Origin of the sequence: Candidatus Didemnitutus sp. (genome assembly GCA_019634575.1) — a bacterium.
Lineage (GTDB): Bacteria > Verrucomicrobiota > Verrucomicrobiia > Opitutales > Opitutaceae > Didemnitutus.
The window spans coordinates 3,162,130-3,179,096 of record JAHCAY010000001.1; the positions used below are offsets into that span (position 1 = coordinate 3,162,130).

General features: G+C 65.7%; 18 protein-coding genes. 6 read left to right on the top strand and 12 right to left on the bottom strand.

The window, feature by feature from the left end; translation table 11 throughout:
* Positions 1-2: 2 nt before the first annotated feature.
* From KF715_13220 to KF715_13265, 10 genes are all read right to left on the bottom strand, one after another.
* The gene (locus tag KF715_13220) at positions 3-1,022 is read right to left on the bottom strand and encodes a class I SAM-dependent methyltransferase (GenBank protein MBX3737651.1); all 1,020 of its coding nucleotides are present in this window, start codon (positions 1,020-1,022) and stop codon (positions 3-5) included.
* Positions 1,019-1,810 carry a DUF1295 domain-containing protein gene (locus KF715_13225; GenBank protein MBX3737652.1) on the bottom strand — a complete coding sequence of 264 codons (792 nt, stop codon included), beginning with the start codon at positions 1,808-1,810 and terminating at the stop codon, positions 1,019-1,021. The genes KF715_13220 and KF715_13225 overlap by 4 nt, the downstream gene beginning before the upstream one ends.
* Before the next feature lie 7 nt (positions 1,811-1,817).
* Positions 1,818-2,306, bottom strand: coding sequence for a DUF2062 domain-containing protein (locus KF715_13230; protein MBX3737653.1), 489 nt, complete (start codon positions 2,304-2,306; stop codon positions 1,818-1,820).
* A complete protein-coding gene (locus KF715_13235) occupies positions 2,303-2,701 on the bottom strand; it encodes a DUF1475 family protein (GenBank protein ID MBX3737654.1) in 399 nt (132 codons plus the stop codon). Before KF715_13235 ends, KF715_13230 begins: the two co-directional genes overlap by 4 nt.
* 3 nt (positions 2,702-2,704) lie before the next feature.
* Positions 2,705-4,000: a class I SAM-dependent methyltransferase gene (locus tag KF715_13240; GenBank protein ID MBX3737655.1), complete on the bottom strand. Its 1,296-nt coding sequence runs from the start codon at positions 3,998-4,000 to the stop codon at positions 2,705-2,707.
* Complete coding sequence (locus KF715_13245) at positions 3,997-4,845, bottom strand: DUF1365 domain-containing protein (GenBank protein ID MBX3737656.1); 849 nt, start codon at positions 4,843-4,845, stop codon at positions 3,997-3,999. The genes KF715_13240 and KF715_13245 overlap by 4 nt, the downstream gene beginning before the upstream one ends.
* 8 nt (positions 4,846-4,853) lie before the next feature.
* Positions 4,854-6,182: an FAD-dependent oxidoreductase gene (locus KF715_13250; protein ID MBX3737657.1), complete on the bottom strand. Its 1,329-nt coding sequence runs from the start codon at positions 6,180-6,182 to the stop codon at positions 4,854-4,856.
* Positions 6,183-6,399: 217 nt separating this feature from the next.
* On the bottom strand, positions 6,400-7,584 hold the full coding sequence (locus KF715_13255; GenBank protein MBX3737658.1) for an acyl-CoA desaturase: 1,185 nt from the start codon (positions 7,582-7,584) through the stop codon (positions 6,400-6,402).
* Between the two features lie 168 nt (positions 7,585-7,752).
* Positions 7,753-8,493, bottom strand: coding sequence for a hypothetical protein (locus tag KF715_13260; GenBank protein MBX3737659.1), 741 nt, complete (start codon positions 8,491-8,493; stop codon positions 7,753-7,755).
* Positions 8,494-8,762: 269 nt separating this feature from the next.
* Entirely contained in the window at positions 8,763-9,485 is a 723-nt protein-coding gene (locus KF715_13265) for a hypothetical protein (protein MBX3737660.1), read from the bottom strand.
* 350 nt (positions 9,486-9,835) lie between these two features.
* On the opposite strand from KF715_13265, the gene KF715_13270 reads away from it, so the two are divergent.
* From KF715_13270 to KF715_13295, 6 genes are all read left to right on the top strand, one after another.
* Positions 9,836-10,354 carry a DUF3016 domain-containing protein gene (locus tag KF715_13270; GenBank protein MBX3737661.1) on the top strand — a complete coding sequence of 173 codons (519 nt, stop codon included), beginning with the start codon at positions 9,836-9,838 and terminating at the stop codon, positions 10,352-10,354.
* Positions 10,355-10,677: 323 nt separating this feature from the next.
* Positions 10,678-11,076, top strand: coding sequence for an RNA-binding protein (locus KF715_13275; GenBank protein MBX3737662.1), 399 nt, complete (start codon positions 10,678-10,680; stop codon positions 11,074-11,076).
* 235 nt (positions 11,077-11,311) lie between these two features.
* Positions 11,312-12,622: a DEAD/DEAH box helicase gene (locus KF715_13280; protein MBX3737663.1), complete on the top strand. Its 1,311-nt coding sequence runs from the start codon at positions 11,312-11,314 to the stop codon at positions 12,620-12,622.
* A gap of 136 nt (positions 12,623-12,758) precedes the next feature.
* Positions 12,759-13,373 (top strand): uracil-DNA glycosylase family protein, encoded by a 615-nt coding sequence (locus KF715_13285; GenBank protein MBX3737664.1) that lies wholly within the window; start codon positions 12,759-12,761, stop codon positions 13,371-13,373.
* Positions 13,374-13,431: 58 nt separating this feature from the next.
* A complete protein-coding gene (locus KF715_13290; GenBank protein ID MBX3737665.1) occupies positions 13,432-14,529 on the top strand; it encodes a D-alanyl-D-alanine carboxypeptidase in 1,098 nt (365 codons plus the stop codon).
* Positions 14,526-15,020, top strand: coding sequence for an FKBP-type peptidyl-prolyl cis-trans isomerase (locus KF715_13295; protein ID MBX3737666.1), 495 nt, complete (start codon positions 14,526-14,528; stop codon positions 15,018-15,020). The genes KF715_13290 and KF715_13295 overlap by 4 nt, the downstream gene beginning before the upstream one ends.
* A 95-nt stretch (positions 15,021-15,115) precedes the next feature.
* Here KF715_13295 and KF715_13300 read toward each other — a convergent pair whose 3' ends face one another.
* Together KF715_13300 and rarD are read right to left on the bottom strand one after the other, a co-directional pair.
* Positions 15,116-15,682 (bottom strand): GDSL family lipase, encoded by a 567-nt coding sequence (locus tag KF715_13300; protein ID MBX3737667.1) that lies wholly within the window; start codon positions 15,680-15,682, stop codon positions 15,116-15,118.
* Between the two features lie 249 nt (positions 15,683-15,931).
* Positions 15,932-16,849, bottom strand: a complete 918-nt coding sequence (gene rarD / locus KF715_13305) for an EamA family transporter RarD (GenBank protein MBX3737668.1) — start codon at positions 16,847-16,849, stop codon at positions 15,932-15,934.
* Positions 16,850-16,967: the final 118 nt, after the last annotated feature.

Here is a 16,967-nt window from a genome sequence, read left to right on the forward strand (position 1 = left end):
ACTCAGGGTTTTCGGAAAAGGTAGTGGCTGACGTGCCACTCCTCGCCGTCGCGGAACCACCAGAGCTCCGCGCAGGCGAGGTAGAAGACGCGCCACCAAACCCACCAGCGCGTCGCGTGCTGCGGGCCGTAGGTGGCGGCGAAGAGCGGCAGGATGGCCGCACGGTGCCGGTCCATGTTCTCGAACCAGTGTTCGGCGGTGCGGGCGTAGTGCGTGCCGTTGACCTTCCAGTCGCTCACGAGGCGGAGGTCGTCCTGGAACTGCTTGAACAGGTCGTGCGACGGCATCATGCCGCCGGTGAAAAAGTAGCGGCTCATCCAGTCGGTGTCGTCGCGCGCCACGAAGTGATAGGGGAAACGCGAATGCGTGAACACATGCGCGAAGAACATCCCGCCCGGCCGCAGCCAGCGCGCGATGTGGGCCATGAGGCGCGGCCAGTTCTTCATGTGTTCGAACATCTCGACCGAGACGACGCGGTCGAAATGGCCCGCAGCGATGTCGAATTCGTTCATGTCGCAGGTGATGATCTGGACGTTGGTCAGCCCGCGCCGCTTGGCCTCGCCGAGGATGTGCGTGCGTTGCGTGCGCGAATGCGAGACGCCGGTGATGCGCGCGGCGGGGAATTTCTCCGCCATCCAGAGCGTGAGCGAACCCCAGCCGCAACCGAGTTCAAGGATGTCGAGACCGTCGCACAGCTGCGCGCGCTCGCACGTGAGCGCGAGCATGGCTTCCTCGGCTTCGGCCAGGGTCTCGCGGCCGGTGGCGTAGAGGCACGAGGAATATTTCAGGCGCGGTCCGAGGGAGAGTTCATAGAAGCGCGTCGGCACCTCGTAGTGCTGCTCCTTGGACTCGGCGGTGTTGATCGCGATCGGCATGGCGCGCAGCTCCTCGGCGAAGCGCACTGTGGCGGCGTTGGCCGACGGCGCGTCGATCTCGCGCAGGCGCTGGCGGAGCAGGCGGCGGATGCCGAAGCGGATGATCGCGTCGGGCAAGAGGTCGCGGCGAAGCAGGGAGTCGATCATGAGAGGTGGCGCGGAAACCACGGCACGAAGGCGCACGTGGTTTGCTGGTAACGGCGGTAGGCGTCGCCTTTCGAGCGGAGCGACTGCTCCTCGGTGAGGGGGATGCCGGTGACGCGCAGCAGGAGAAACAGGATCGACGCGGGAGCGACGAGGCCGAGCCAGCCCCACGGCGAGCCCAACGCGAAGAGCGCGTAGGCGACCCACACGAGCCACTCGAAGAAATAGTTCGGATGCCGGCTGTAGCGCCAGAGGCCGACGTCGCAGACGCATCCGCGGTTGGCCGGGTCGCGCTTGAACGCCGCAAGCTGCGCATCGGCGATGGTTTCGCCGGCGAGGGCGCACAGCCAGAGCGCGAGGCCGGCGATCTCAACCGCCAAGAATGCCGGCGTGGCATTTACGACCGGCAGGAGAAACGGGAGCGCGAGCAGGACGATCGAGCCGGCCTGCAGTTGGACGAAGCCGAACATCTTCGGCGCGAAATGGCCGGCCCAGTCGCGCCGCAGCTGCACGTAGCGGCCGTCCTCCACGGGATGGTGGCTTGCGACGCGACGCAGCAGGTGCGTGCCGAGGCGTGCGGCCCAGAGCGTGACCAGCGCGGCCACGAGCAGGCGTCGCGGCAGCCAGCCGGGTCCCGCGGCGGCGTAGAACCATGCGACCGGCGCGAAGGCGTAGGACCAGGCGACGTCGACGATGCCGTAGTTGTCGAGCCGCCGCGCGACGAGATACAGCCCGGCGAAGGCGGGGCAGAGCGCCGCGAGGGCGACGGAAGCGAGAACGACAGCGGTCACTCCCGACTTACGGGCGAGACGCGCGGCCGGATGCGAGACGTTGCAGGAGGGGGCGCGTCGCCAGCCAAACGCAGCCCACGAGGAACGGGACCGAGAGCAGCCACGCGCTGAGGGCGTGCAGTCCCATGAGGCCGAAACGGGACCAGAACTCGTGTTGGGAGGCTACGAACACGCGGCTGACTTCCTGCGGGTCGAAAGGCAGCGTCTTCGCGCCGTAGAGCGCGGCGCCGAGTTTCACGTAGACGGGAATAAGCGCGAGCTGCACGGGCCAGAGCAGCTGGTTCACGACGTGGATGATCGGCTGGTTGAGTCGCAGCGCGGCGGCGGCGACGAAGCACAACGCGGTGGTGAAGCCGAGGAAGGGAAACACGCCGCACGCGAGGCCGACGCCGAGCGTGAGCGCGATGCGGTCGGGCGTGATGCCTTGCGTGAGCTGCGCGACGATCGGCTGCGCCACGCGCCGTTGCCAGAAATTCGGCCGCGACGACTCCTTCACGCGAGGAGGTAGACGCCCATCGACACCGCCGCGAGCGCGGCGGGCAGGGCGAGGCGGCCGTCGTTGCGGCGCGCGAAGACGTCGACGAGCGGGGCGTTGGCCGGCACGGCGAAGAGCTCGCGCAGCATGTAGGTCGCCATGGCGATGTTGCCGAGGAGCACGATGCTGACGAACCAGAGCACGCGGGCGCCGAGCGAGCCTTCCTTCCACGCCACCCAGACGAAGAACGTGATGAATGCCCAATAGGCGTCGAAGAGCGTCGCGATCACCCATGGCTCGCGGAACGTGGCGCTGCGCGCGAACTCGCCGAGCGGCTGATGCAGGCTCGCCCAGCTCGTGACCCCGAGCATGGAGACGATGACGGCAATAAAGAGCAGGCGCAGGAACCAGATCATGGCTCAGAACGACAGGTTGTTCGGACGCGTGTGGACGGTTTGGACGACGGAGATGTTGCGGAGCGCGAACGCGGCTTCGCAATAGGCGAGGTAGTAATCCCACTTGCGGACGAAGCGATCGTCGAAACCCAGGGCGCGGACGTGTTCGAGTTTTCGGTGAAAACTGTCGCGCCAGGTGCGGAGCGTGCGGGCGTAGTCGCGGCCCATGTCCTCGAGGCCGTGGAGCACGAAACCGCCTTCGCGGGCGAAGAGGGCGTTGAGGCGATTGGCCGAGAGGAGGAGCGAGCCGGGGAAAATGTGTTTCTGGATGAAATCTACGCCGCGCCGGAAGGCGTCGTAGCGCGAGTCCGGGCACGTGATGAATTGGAGAGCGATGAGGCCTTCGGGCTTGAGCAGGCGTGCGCAGGCGGCGGCGTAGTCGCGGAGGAATTCGTGGCCGACGGCCTCCAGCATTTCGATGGAGACGATCTTGTCGAACTGGCCGGTGACGTCGCGGTAGTCCTGCAGGCGCACCTCGATGCGCTCGGAGAGGCCGGCGGCGGCGATGCGTTGCATGGCGAGGTCGCGCTGCTGCTGCGAAAGCGTGAGTGTCGTGATGCGGCAGCCGTAATGTTGCGCGGCGTGCAGGCTCCAGCCGCCCCAGCCGGTGCCGATCTCGAGCACGTGGTCGGTCGGGTGTAGGTGGAGCTTGCGGCAGAGCGCGTCGTTCTTGGCGACCTGGGCTTCGCGCAACGTGGCGTCGGTGCGTTCCCACTTCGCGGCGGAATACATCATGGTGTCGTCGAGCCAGAGCGCGAAGAAATCGTTGGAGAGGTCGTAGTGCTCGGCGATGTTGCGACGGGAATTTTCGCGGGTGTTGGCGCGAAGGATGTGACCGACGCGGTTGGCGAAGCGGAGGAGATTGAGCGCGAGGTTCCGGGCGCGTTTCGAGCCGGAGAGCGTGGGGGCGTGCTCGACGTTGAGGATGAACCAGCCGATGAGCGCGGTCAGGTCGGGTGTATCCCAATCGCCGTCGATGAAGGATTCCGCGAAGCCGATGTCGCCGCCGAGCATGCAGCGGGAGAAAAAGCGCGCGCGGCGCACGCGGAGCACGGCGGTGTTGGCGACGCTCGGGGCGATCTCGCTGGCGAGGAGGTTCTTTTCGCCGAAGAGGCGTGCGGTGCCGTCGGGGAGTTCGACGCGCAGCTGGCCGCGTGGCATGCGGGCGAAAGCGTCGAGCACGGCGCGCTCGGCGAATGTGGGAGCGCGGGTGGAGGCCGAGGCGAGCGAGGGAGCGGCGGTGGCTTTGGACGAGCTCATGGCTTGGCGGAAGCGACGGAAGCGTGGGGACGATAGAGGTCGCGCTGGTCGGTGGCGCGCGCGGCTTTCGCGAACCAAGGGATGCGCTTCAGCCAAAGAATCAAGGCGTGCCAGTGGATGAGGGCGATGACGCGCAGGGTGAGCAGTGGATACTTCAGGGTGAACCACGCGAGGCGCGCGTCGGTGAGCGCGGCGCGCGGACCGTGCAACGTGCTGATGAGGGTGCGTTCGCCGGCGACGTAGTCGTCGATCTGGATGGAGAGGCGCTCGCCGGGCGTGCGCAGCGTGAAATCGAACTCCACATCGACATCGGAGAAGGGCGAGACGTAGAAATTCTTCGGCGTGCGGAGATGAAAGGTCTTTTCGCCGGTGCGCTCGCTGACGTGAAACGGTTTCATTTCGCGAAAGGTATTCGTCACCTCGGCGATGGCGGTGAGCGGCGCGCCGGTGCGGTCGAAGCAAAAGTAGAACGAAACGGGGTTGAAGAGGTAGCCGGCGATGCGAGGGAGTGTCACGAGGACGACGCGAGCGCCGGAGGCTTCGACGCCGCGGTCGGCGAGCCAGGCGAGGACGCGGGATTTGAGCGATGGCGGATTGCGGTGTGGAAGGCGCGGAATGTCGGGTGCCGGCGATGTGTTGTGGAGCGGTTCGTGTGTGGGGAGAAAATCGGACTCGCGGAGGCTGTAGAGATTGGGGCGGTTGACGGAGAAGAGGCGAAGGCGACGGTGGAGCGTTTCCAGTTCGTCGAGGTCGACGGCGAAATAGAAGAGCCGGTAGTCGAAGCGGTGCGGCTTCGGGGCGAGACGCTGGTGCATCACGCGACATTCGTAGAGGCAGGAGTTCACGGCCGGACTCAGGCGGTGGCGAGTTGGGCGGCGGTCGCAGGGTCGTCGCTGGTCCACGGGTCGCGGTCGAGGAGGAGTTGCGCGAGGTTCACGGCGGAGAGCAGGCCGTCTTCGTGGAAGCCGTAGCGCGTCCACGCGCCGCAGAAAAACGTCTCGGTGGCGCCGAGCGCATTGGCGTTGAGCGCGGAGATTTCGCGCTGGGCGCGGATGGCGCCGAGAGTGAAGAGCGGGTGCTCGTAGGCGATCGTGCGGAGGATTTTTCGCGGATCGATGCGCTCGGCGCCGTTGATGGAGACGAAGTAGTTCTCGCGGTCGGAGACGCCTTGGAGGCGGTTCATCCAGTAGATGGTCATCGGCTCGGCGACGCCGTGCGCGTCGCGGGCGATGGAGTAGTTCCAGGCGGACCAGGCCATCTTGGTGCGCGGCATGACGGCGGCGTCGGTGTGGAGCGTCGCGACGTTGGGTTGGTAGCGGAATTCGGAGAGCAGACGCGCCTCGTCGGGCGTGGGGTCGGCGAGGAGCGCGAGGGATTCGTGGCCGTGCGCGGCGAGGATGACTTTGTCGAAGCGCTCGGTGCGGCGGTCTTCGGTGGTGAGGAGCGCGCCGTCGGGCGTGCGGCGGACGGAGACGACGCGCGCGTCGTGGCGGATGCGGTCGCGCCAGGGCGTGGTGAGGCGCGTGACGTATTGCTGCGCGCCGCCGTCGACGGTCCACCACTGGTGTTGGGTGTGCAGGCCGAGGAAGCCGTGGTTGTGAAAGAAACGGAGGAGCGTGCGTGCGGGGAACTGGAGCATCTTCGCCGGCGGCGTGGACCACACGGCGCTGCTCATGGGAATGACGTAGAGGTTGAGGAAGTCGTCGCCGTAGCCGCGGCGGTGCACGTAGTCGGCGAGCGTGACGTCGGCCCACTCGGGATTATCGAGGGCGTCGAGCGCTTCGCGGTTGAAGCGGTCGATCTGTCGCAGCATCCGGTAGAACGACGGGCGGAGGAGATTGCGGCGCTGGCAGAAGAGGTGGTTGAGCGAGGAGCCGCAGAATTCGAGGCCGGTGTCTTCGTGACGCACGCTGAAGGACATGTCGGTCTTCTTCACCGGCACGTTGAGCTGGGAGAAGAGCCGGGTGAGGTGCGGGTAGGTCTTGTAGTTGAAGACCATGAAGCCGGTGTCGATCGGCAGCGGGCGGCCGGTGCCGCACTCCGGCACGGTGACGGTGTTCGTGTGGCCGCCGGTGTAGCGGTTCTGTTCGAAGAGCGTGACGTCGAAGTCGCGATGGAGGAAATGCGCGCAACCGAGGCCGGAAATGCCGGTGCCGACGATGGCGAGAGTGGGGCGGGACATGCCCATCTTACGGGCCGACGGCGGCGCTGGATTCACTCTCCTGGGAGATTCCCGCAGTTTGGCGAGGCCGGGGCCTGCCACTTGGGTGGATCCGGTGGTTGGTGTTGCGCGACGAGTGAAGCCGCCGCGCGACGAAAAAGAAAAGCCCCGCGGTGAAGCGGGGCTTGGATGACCGGCGGCGCGTGCGGGGCGCGCCGTGCGGAAGCCGGGCCGGCGATTAGGCCGTCGGCGGAGGTGTGCTCTGCGGCGAGGTCGCGGGCGGTTGTTGCGCGAGTTCGGAGACGTCCTTGTGGATGGCGGGGCCGTCTTTCTTCTGCATCTGCGCGGCGACTTCGGGGGAGTTGACCGTGGCGATGGCGATGGCGGCGGCGGTGGGGACGACGCGCCGGAGCGTGTTGATCTCTTCCTGGACGGACGAGATGGACACGCGGCGGATGGTGTCGGCGTGGGCGTTGCGCTCGGCTTCCTCGTAGATGGATTTCGGGACGGACTTCAGGCCCCAGATGAAGCCGGTGAGCGAGAGCGCCTTGAGGCCGTAGTAGGTGGGATCGATTTCCCACCAGTAGAAACCGTTACGCGTGGAGGACTGGTAGCGGTGGTGGTTGTTATGCCAGCCTTCGCCGAGGCAGACGATCGCGAGGATGAAACTGTTGCGCGAGTCGTCGGTGGTGTGGAAGCGGCGCTTGCCCCAGAGGTGCGTGAAGGAGTTGATCGACGCGGTGCCGTGGAAGAGGGCGGTGGTGCTGATGAAGAAACCCCAGACGAGGAGCTGGGAGGCGCTGGTGCCGAGCGAGGGAGCGACGGTCTCGAGCAGAGCGCCGAGGCCGAAGAGGCCGAGGGCGAAGAGAACAGGGACGACGATGTCGAAGCGGTTCAGCCAGACGAGCTCGGGGTATTTGGTGAGGTCCCGGACCTTCGAGTAGTCGGTGGGGAAGTTGCGCTTCGAGGTGATCCAGCCGATGTGCGACCAGAGGAAGCCGTGCACGTGCGGCGAGTGGGCGTCTTCCTCGTCGTCGGAGTGGAGGTGATGATGGCGGTGATGGTAAGCCCACCAGAGCGGGCCGCGTTGGACGGTGGTGCCGGCCCAGAGCGCGAGGAGAAATTGGCCGAAGCGGGAGGTGCTGTAGGTCTTGTGGGAGAAGTAGCGGTGCAGGATGCCGGTGACGGCGAACATGCGCACGACGTAGAGGAACACGGCGGTCCAGACGGCGAACCAACTCCAGCCGACCCAGATGACGCCGAGGCAGCCGAGGTGGAGAACGATGAATGGGATGCAGCGGACGAGGTTCACGCCGTCGGGTTGGGCGCGAATGGCTTCGGGCGATTCAAGAGTGTAGTCGGAGTCGACCCACTGGACGAGCGAGGCGCCGAAGCGGCGCAGGGAAGCGGTAAACGAAGACACGATGCGAGAGCGGTGAAGAGGTGAGGCGCGACGGAAGACTCGCTGGCAGACCGGGGCAAGCGCCCAATGCGAGCAGAAGAGAAATAGCTTTCCTTTCTACGTGGACCCAAAAAAGCCGCCTCCGAAGAGGCGGCGAAAGGGGTGGCGCCGAAGTGCGGCGTCAGCCGATCAGTTCGGGCTGGCCGAGCCCTGGTTCACGGGCTGCTCCACAGGCGTGTCATTATTCCCGTTGTTGTTGTTATTGTTGGTGGTCGTCTGGCTGTTGGTGTTCGTCCCACCGGTCAGCGGCACCAGGTTGGCCTCGGCGGTGTTGGCCGCGGCAACCGCGGCGGAAATGGAGGCCGTGCCAGACGCGACTGCGGCGGCGTTGGCAGGCGCGCGACTGATCGTCACGATGCCAACGCCCGATCCGTCGTAGGCACCCATCCGGGCGGCACTCTCAGGTGCACCGGTGCTTGCGACGATCTGCACGAATGTCTTCAGGTTGCTGGCAGTCTTCTGGTCCGCAGGCAACGAGGAGACGGCGGCGGAGGCGATTCTGCGGATCTCGCCGATCTTCGAGGAGGCCGTATTGCCCGTTGCAACGAGCACGGAACCCACGATCGCGCCTGCGCTTTCCGGGCTCGGGGATTCCTTCACCACTTCGCTGACGATATTGACGGCCTGGCTGGGCACGACTTTGGCCACCGTGGCGGCGATCTGAGCCGCGTTCGCGGGGTTGGCCTTGGCGGCCGAGCGGGCGATGGCCGCCGCTTCTCCGGGGAAAGCCTTAGCCACCGCAGCGATCTTCGCCAAGTCTCCGCCGGCGTTGGCGAAGGCCGCCGCCGCTGCGGTCGAAAGCGTCTGCGCATAGGAGAGGGACGAAAGCAGAGCAAAAGCTGCCGCAAGAACGAGGGTGCGTATTTTCATGGTCAGGTTGATGTCGAGGCGCTGTTGTGGTGGAGTTGAAAGACAGCTCCATTAGAGGAGCGAGGGGCCGAAGCGGTGCGGCGAAGCGATAAACGAAGATAAAATGCGAGAGCGGTGAAGCGGTGCGGCGCGAAGAAAGACTCGCCGGCGGACCGGGGCAAGCGCTCAATGCGAGCAAAAGAGAATTAGCTTTCCTGCCTACGGAGAGTTAAAAAAGCCGCCTCCGAAGAGGCGGCGAAAGGGGGGCACCGATGTGCGGCGTCAACCGATCAGTTCGGGCTGGACGAACCCTGGTTAACCGGCTGCTCGGCCGGCGGCGGCGGGTTGTTGGTCACTTGCTGCGTAACAACAACGGCCTGCTGCGCCACGACAGGGCCCGCATTGGCGACCTGCTGGGTGACGGACGGAACAGCCGCCACGACCACGGGATTCGTGGAGAGCGCAGTCGCCACGGCGAGGACGCTCGCGGCGGCTTGCGGGGCGGCGGCTTGGACCGACGGGTTGTTTGCCACGGTGGCCGAGTTCACGGCCACTTGGGCGACAGCCACCGGATTGGCGGCGATGACAGCAGGGTTGGAGACAATGGCCGTGGCCGCAGCGGCCACATTCGCGGCGACGGCGGGCGCGACGGCAACGACAGCCGGCTGGGAGACGATCGAGGCAGCCGAGGCAGCGAGATTCGCAGCGGCGGCGGGGTTGCTGGTCGTGAGCGTCTGGGCGATCTGGGTCACCGCTTGAGCGATGGCGGCGGCAGCAACGGGGGAGGTGGAGCCAGCGGCCTGAGCGGCGGTCTGGGCGATCTGGGCCGCGAGGGCGGGATTGCTGGCCGCCAAGGCGGCGATCGCTTGGGCATTACCCGTGGCGACGGCTCGCTGGAGCTGAGCCGCGAGCGCGCGCGGCAGGGCTTGGGCTTGCTGGGCGAACGAATTGACGGAGGAAAGGATCAAACCGGCAGCGACGCCGAGGATGGAGAGTGTGCGTGTGAGTTTCATGGTCAGCGAGTGGTCAACGAGACATTGAATGCCCCAAGGTCCGGCAGAACTAAAGCAAATTCTTTGCCCACTTGGACATAGTTCAACTCTCCGGCTCGGTGGCAACGAGCAGGGAGAGCAAAGCGAGAATGATGACGGACACTAACATGAAGGTTTATCGGTGCTGAGTCTGAGCGACTTGAGCAGGTTATGTTCCTGAGATTGTCGCTCGTGACGCGTGGAAGGGTCTGAATGGACGCAGCGTAGTCAGGTGCGCAAGCAAATCGTGCGTCCACTCGGCCCAATGGCCCATCTCGCACCTCGCGCAAACACCGCTGGCATTTTTGGACGACTTGGCTCATGTTGCCGCCATGAAAGTTTTGCGCCCACTCCTAGTCCTCGCGGGAGCGCTTTGCGGCACTTTGGCGTTCGCCGCTGAGAAGGCCTCCACGCCGTCGCCGGTCGAAGTCACTTTCCAGAATCCGGCGGAATTTTCCGATTTCACCGACAGCTCCACCTCGCGCGATTCCGGTCAGGAGCATTTGATGGATCAGATGCGTGCCTATTTGCAGGACCGGGCGTCGTCGCGCCTGGCACCAGGGCAGAAGCTCCAGATCAAATTCACGAACATCGATCTCGCGGGCGATTTCGAGCCGTGGCGCGGCCCGCAGATGAACGATATCCGCATCGTCAAAGACCTCTATCCGCCGCGCGCGACGATCGAGTTCAAGCTGATCAACGCCGACGGCTCGGTCGCGGCGCAGGGCGAGCGCAAGCTCCAGAATCTCGGCTTCCTGATGAGTTCGCCTTTCCCGCGCGACGACTCGCTGCGGTGGGACAAGGACATGCTGAACGACTGGCTCGTGCAGGAGTTCCCGCGGAAGAAATAACGCGCCCAACAAACTTTCTTTGCCATCGTCAGAGCGCCGCACCGAGCGGCGCTCTTTCTTTTTGATGAGGCGAATACTGTCGGCGACGGAGCGGTAAAGTTGGCTTAAATCACTCGCAACAAGGATCTAAAGCTTCGTGGTCCGGAAATGCCCTTGCGTTTCCAGCGACGCCATGGACTCTTCCCGCCGTTCGTTTAGAGTTTTCGAGTTAGATGACAGGATCTGGTGAGTCGTTGGCTGAGCTGCTTTGGCTTAAGTGATGATTTGAAACCCGCAGTGGGAACGGACTGGCAGCATACGAGAGCCCTCAACGACATCATCACATGAGCAACTCCAAACTCTACGTCGGTAACCTCTCGTTCCAGACTTCCGAAGAAGAACTGCGCGCTCACTTCGAGCAGTTCGGCGCCGTCACCGACATCTATGTCGCGATGGACAAGTTCACGGGCCGCCCGCGCGGCTTCGCGTTCGTGACCATGGGCACGCCGGAAGAGGCGAAGGCCGCCATCGAGAAGACCAACGGTGTCCAACTCGGCGGTCGCGCCCTCCAGGTCAATGAAGCCCGTCCGAAGGAAGACCGTCCGGCTGGCGGCGGCTTCGGCGGCGGCGAGCGTCGCGGCTTCGGCGGCGGCGGTCGCGGTGGCTTCGGCGGCGGCCGTGGTGGCCGTGGCGGCGACCGTGGCGATCGCGGTGGCTTCGGTGGCGGTCGCGACCGTTACTAAGCCGTCTCGTTTGCACCTCGCAAACTGACTGATTTTCGGGGCGGAGCCCACGCGGCTCCGCCCTTTTGTTTATCCGGGCGAGTCACTCATCCGCTAGTTCGCTAGTCGTCGCCGCATCTCTCATCCGCGCGTTTCGAGCCCAGCTCGTCGCGCTCCTCGCGGGTTCCGCGCTTCTTCGCGCCCTGCGTTTTCCATTCTAGCGTCGATCAGTGCGCGACAGTGGTTCGTTCCTCCCATGGCCTTTAAAGCTCTCAATCTCTCCGAGCCCGTGCTCCGCGGCATCCAAGCCGCCGGCTACACGGACCCGACTCCCATCCAGCTCCGCGCGATCCCCGTCGTGCTCGGCGGCGGCGACCTCATCGGCTCCGCCCAGACCGGCACCGGCAAGACCGCCGCCTTCGCGCTCCCGATCCTCTCGCGCCTCGAAAAACACGCCGCGCGCCCGCGCGTGCTCGTGCTCGAACCGACGCGCGAACTCGCCGCGCAAGTCGAGACCGCCTTCCGCGATTTCGCGCGCTTCACCGACCTCCGCACCGTTGCCGTCTTCGGCGGCGTCGGATATGGCCTCCAACGCAGCGAGCTGCGCAAGGGCGTCGACGTCATCTGCGCCACGCCCGGCCGCCTCATGGACTACGTGAAGGACGGTTCGATCAACCTGCGCGACATCCAGATTCTCGTTCTCGACGAAGTCGACCGCATGCTCGACATGGGATTCCTCCCGGTCGTGAAGGACATCATCAGCCGCTGCCCACGCGAGCGTCAGACGCTGTTTTTCTCCGCGACTGTCCCGCCTGAAATCCAGGCCGTCGCGCATTTCGCGCTGCGCAATCCGACGCGCGTCGAGGTCGGCGTGAACCGCTCCGTCAACCGCTCGATCAACCACGCGCTCTACCCGGTCGCGCTGGCGCAGAAATTCGACCTCCTCGTTGCGCTCCTCGCGCAGACCGATTTCGACAGCGTGCTCGTCTTCTCGCGCACGAAGCACGGCGCCGACAAGATCGCGCGCAAGCTCAAGGCCGCGAACCACAGCGTCGCCGTCCTCCACGCCAACCGCTCGCAGAACCAGCGCATCGAGGCGCTCGCCGGCTTCAAATCCGGCAAATACGAAGTGATGGTCGCGACCGACATCGCCGCGCGCGGCATCGACGTCGCCGGCGTCACGCACGTCATCAATTACGACGTCCCGGAAAATCCCGAGGACTACGTCCACCGCATCGGCCGCACCGGTCGCGCGCAAGCCGTCGGCGACGCGTTCACGCTCGTCACGCCCGAGAACGCCGACGACATCCGCGACATCCAGCGTTTCATCGGCCAAAAAATTCCCGAACTGCGCCTCGAAGGCTTCGACTATCTCCCGTTCGGTGTCGCGCAGCCGAAGCAGCCGCAGCAACAAGGCCGCGGCCATCGCGGCGGCGGTCATCGTGGCGGTGGCGGTGGTGGTGGCGGCGGTCATCGCGGAGGTTTTCGCGGCGGTCACGGCGGTGGACACCCGAACCGCGACAGCAACGGCGGCAAAGTCGGCTTCAGCTTCCGCGGTCGCCGCTGAGGCCCGCGAATTTCGACCCACTCAACGAGGCGCACGATCCGTGCGCCTTTTTTATGCCCGCGCCCTGCGCGCAAACGCGCATGGCGCGGCTTGACCTCCCGACCGCCGGCGCGCGTTGTGTTCCACGCGTTCCCTCATGCCTGCGCCCACCGTCGCTGCCGTCCAAAAACACCTCGCGCGCCTCGCCGCGTGTCGCGCCTGTCCGCGCATGCACAAGCCGGTCGTCGTCGGTCGCGCAGTCGTGTCGCGCGTGCTGCTTGTCGGGCAAGCTCCCGGCGACAAGGAGCCGGTGCTGGGCCGACCGTTCGCGTGGACGGCCGGCAAGACGCTCTTCAAGTGGTTCAACGAAGCGCTCGGCTGGACCGAGGACGAGACACGCGATCGCGTCTACTTCGCCGCGATGTGCCGCTGTTTCCCCGGCAAGAAGGCCACTGGCGGCGACCGCGTGCCCGATGAGGATGAGATCGCCGCCTGCGGTCGCTGGCTCGACGCGGAGCTCGACCTGCTCGAGCCCGCGCTCGTTCTCCCGGTCGGCAAGCTCGCCATCACGCGCTTCCTGCCGCCCGCGCCGTTGAACGACATCATCGGGAAAAAATTCCGCATCGCGCACCGTGGCCGCGCGCTCGACTGCATCCCGCTGCCGCATCCGAGCGGCGCGTCGCCCTGGCACCGCATGGAGCCAGGCAAGACGCTCCTCCGCCAAGCCCTCGCGCAAGTGGCGAAACACCCCGCCATCCGCGCCGGCGTGTAACCCGGGGTTTTCGGTTGCGTCGTCTGGAGCGCGGCGCTGTGTTGCGCGCACTATTTTCATGAAGCTCCGGTTCCGGCTTTTCCTTCTCCCGCTGCTCGCGCTCGCCGCCCTCGCGCACGCGAAAACCAAGGCGGCCACACACGCCACGCCCGCGCCCGGCAGTTACGCCGGCGCGATCGTGATCGACGTAGCGACCGGCCAGACGATTTGGGAGGACAGTGCCGACGTCTCCAACCCGCCCGCGAGCATGACGAAGCTCATGACCTTCGCCGTGCTGCACGACAAACTCGCCGACGGCTCGCTCACGTTGCAGACGATGGTGCAGGTGGATGCGGCTGATGCTCGGATGGGCGGCACACAGGTCTATCTCGACCCGCGCGAGCAGTTCACCGTCGAGGAACTCATCTACGCGATGATGATTCAATCCGCCAACGACGCCGCGCACGCGCTGGCACGCACTGCGGCCGGCTCGGTCGAGGGCTTCGTCGAGTTGATGAACGCCAAGGCGCGCGCGCTCGGCATGAACAGCACGACGTTCCGTTCACCGCACGGCCTGCCGCCGCCGAGCCGCCGCGTCAGCGAGGGCGACCTCTCCACGCCACGCGACTTCGCGCAGCTCTGCCGCTATCTCGTGCAGAACACCGACGTCCTGAAATACACCTCGGTCCGCGAACGTGCGTTCGGCGCGGCGCGCGCCAAGGGGCCTGTCGTGATGATCAATCACAACAAGCTCCTCGGCAAAATTGCCGGCGTCGACGGTCTCAAGACCGGCTACACGGAAGCCGCCGGTTATTGCCTCAGCGCGACCGCCGAGCGCAACGGCCGTCGCATCGTCGCCGTCATCATGGGCTCGTTCGGCCCGAATCGCTCCGTCGACAAGGGCCGTGCGCGTGACCTGAAGATGATCGAGTTGATCGACCGCGCCTTCGCAGGCCTGCCGCCGAAGCCCGTGAACTTGGGCGGGGCAGGCGCGCCGGCGACGAATGCCGTCACGAGCGCCCCGACCGCCGCGGCCGACGCCATGCCGACGGTGAAAACCGCCGACCTCCCGCCCGCGCCCGCCGCGCGCCCGTCGAGCGATGAATCCTCGACGGCGAAGGAACCCGCGGTAGTCTTCCGCGTCATTCCTCCTGTCACTTCGCCGAAGAAACCATGAGCCCTGCCGTCCGCCGCCTCGTTTTTGTTTTCGCCAGTCTTGTTTTCCTCAGCGGTTCGCCGCTGTTCGCCCAGCGCGAGCGCCTGCCAGTCGAGGATCTCGAAGTGGTCGAGAGCCGCTGGCCCAACGCCAAGAAGACCTCCACCGGTCTCCGCTACATCGTCCTCAAGGAGGGCGATCAGAAGAGCGCCACCGCGCAGGCCGGCGATCGCGCCGCCGTGCTCTACAAAGGCATGCTGCTCGATGGGACCGTGTTCGACCAATCGCTGGACCCGGAGCATCCCTTCAAGCCGCGGATCGGTCGCGACGAATTGATTCCCGCCTGGGATCAGGCGCTCACGCGCATGCACAAGGGCGAGAAATGGCTCCTGATCGTGCCCTACGAACTCGGCTACGGCACCCGCGGCAATCCGCCGAAAATCCCGAAGCGCGCGACGCTGGTCTTCGAGATGGAGCTGCTCGATTTCGGCAAGAACCTGCCGCTGAACTGAGCGGGCATCGGGTTTCTTGAAGGTTGCCCGCGACCTCCGGGCGCGGGAATGCCCGTCCTCGGAGAGGCCGGGCTACCGTGCGATTCCGCCGTCGCTCACTTCATCATTTCTTCGAGCAGCGGTCGCATCGCGTCGGCCCAGATTTGGTAGCCCGCGGCGTTCGGGTGCAGCTGATCGGGCATGATGCTGTCCGGAATCTTGCCGTCGGCGCCGAGGAATTTCGCGCCGATGTCGAGGAAACGCACGTGCTGGCCGTCGTCGAGTTTCGCGAGGATCGCATTGGCCTCGTGGATCGCCTGCATGCGCTTCACGCCGTCGTCGATGATTTTGCCTTCCTTATCCTTGCGCGGGCCGCGCGGGAAGATGGCCAGCAGCAACACCTTGGTCTCGGGAATGTTGGTGCGGATGAGTTCGACGATTTTCCGGTCGGCAGCGGCGATCTGTTCGCCGGTGTGTTCACTGGAGTTGTTGGTGCCGATCATCAGCACGACGACCTTGGGCTTCACGCCTTTCAGCACGCCGTCCTCGATGCGCCAGATGACGTGTTCGGTGCGATCGCCGCCGATGCCGAAGTTGGCGGCCTGGTATTTCTCGTAGTTGGTTTTCCAGACGTCCGGCGCCTTGCCCCAGCCTTCGGTGATCGAGTCGCCGAGAAAGAGCAGCTGCATCGGCTCCTTGGCGCGTTTCAGGTGCTGTGCGTGCAGTTCGTAGAAGCGGGCGTTACCGCGCTTGGGGGCGCCGACGCTGGGGTCGTAGGCGCGGGCGAGCGGGGCGAGGGTGGTGAGTGCGGCCGCGGCGAGCGCGACCGCCAGGACGAGACGGCGGACGGGGTTTTTCATATCAGCGGAGAAGACGCTGGCGCGGCCGGCGCGGTCACGGCAAGCCCGTGCACATCGGACGGTCGGGGCGTGTCAGCCGAAGAGCGCCTTGCGCTGCGACCAGAAGCTGTCGGCCGTGTAGCAAGCGAGGCCGCACCAGATCAGCCCGAAGGAAACCGCGCGCAGGCCGTCGAACGCTTCGTGGTAGACGAGCCAGCCGACGAGGAACGCGAGCGACGGCGAGATGTATTGCAACAGGCCGAGTGTGGTCAGGCGCACGCGCAACGCCCCGTAGGCGAACCACACGAGCGGGATGGCGGTGATCCAGCCGGAGCAAAGCACAAGCACATGCTCCTGCGCGCTCACGTGTCCGAGGGCGCCGGCGCCGTGCGCGGCGAGCCAGATGAGGTAGCCAGCCGTGACCGGCAGATAGAGCAGCGTTTCGACGGTGAGTCCGTCGAGGGCGCCCATCGGCGATTTTTTCCGGATCAAGCCGTAGCCGCTCCACGTTGCGACGATCAACAGCGCGACCCACGGCATGTGATCGACGCGAAACAGCATCCATGCCACGCCGCTCGCGGCGAGAGCGATGGCGGTCCATTGCAGCGGACGCGGGCGCTCGTGGAAAAACACGAAGCCCGCGGCGACGTTGAAGAGCGGCACGAGGAAGTAGCCGAGGCTGGAGTCGAGGATGTGGCCGTGGTTGACCGCCCAGATGAACGTCAGCCAGTTGCCCATGAGCAGTGTGCCCGTGACGAAGTTGAAGCCGAGCGTGCGCACCGAGCGGAATGCGGACCACATGCTGGAGAGCCGGCCTTGCCAACGCAGCACGCCGAGCAGGAATACCAGCGACCAGACGGCGCGGTGCGCGATCAATTCCACCGGACTGATGTTCGTCAGGAACTTCCAGTAGATGGGAATGACGCCCCAGAACGTGAACGCGCCGACCGCTGCGAGGGCGCCGCGGCGGGCTTCGGGATGCTGTGGTGCGAGAGCCAAGCGCAAAACCATGCGGCGCTCGGCGCGAGGCGTCAACGGGGGCGCGCAGCGGGTCGCCGGTTATGGTGCGAACTGTTTGGGCGAGGCCGGAGCGGCGATCGCGACGCGAGTGCATCGCCTGACGCAACGG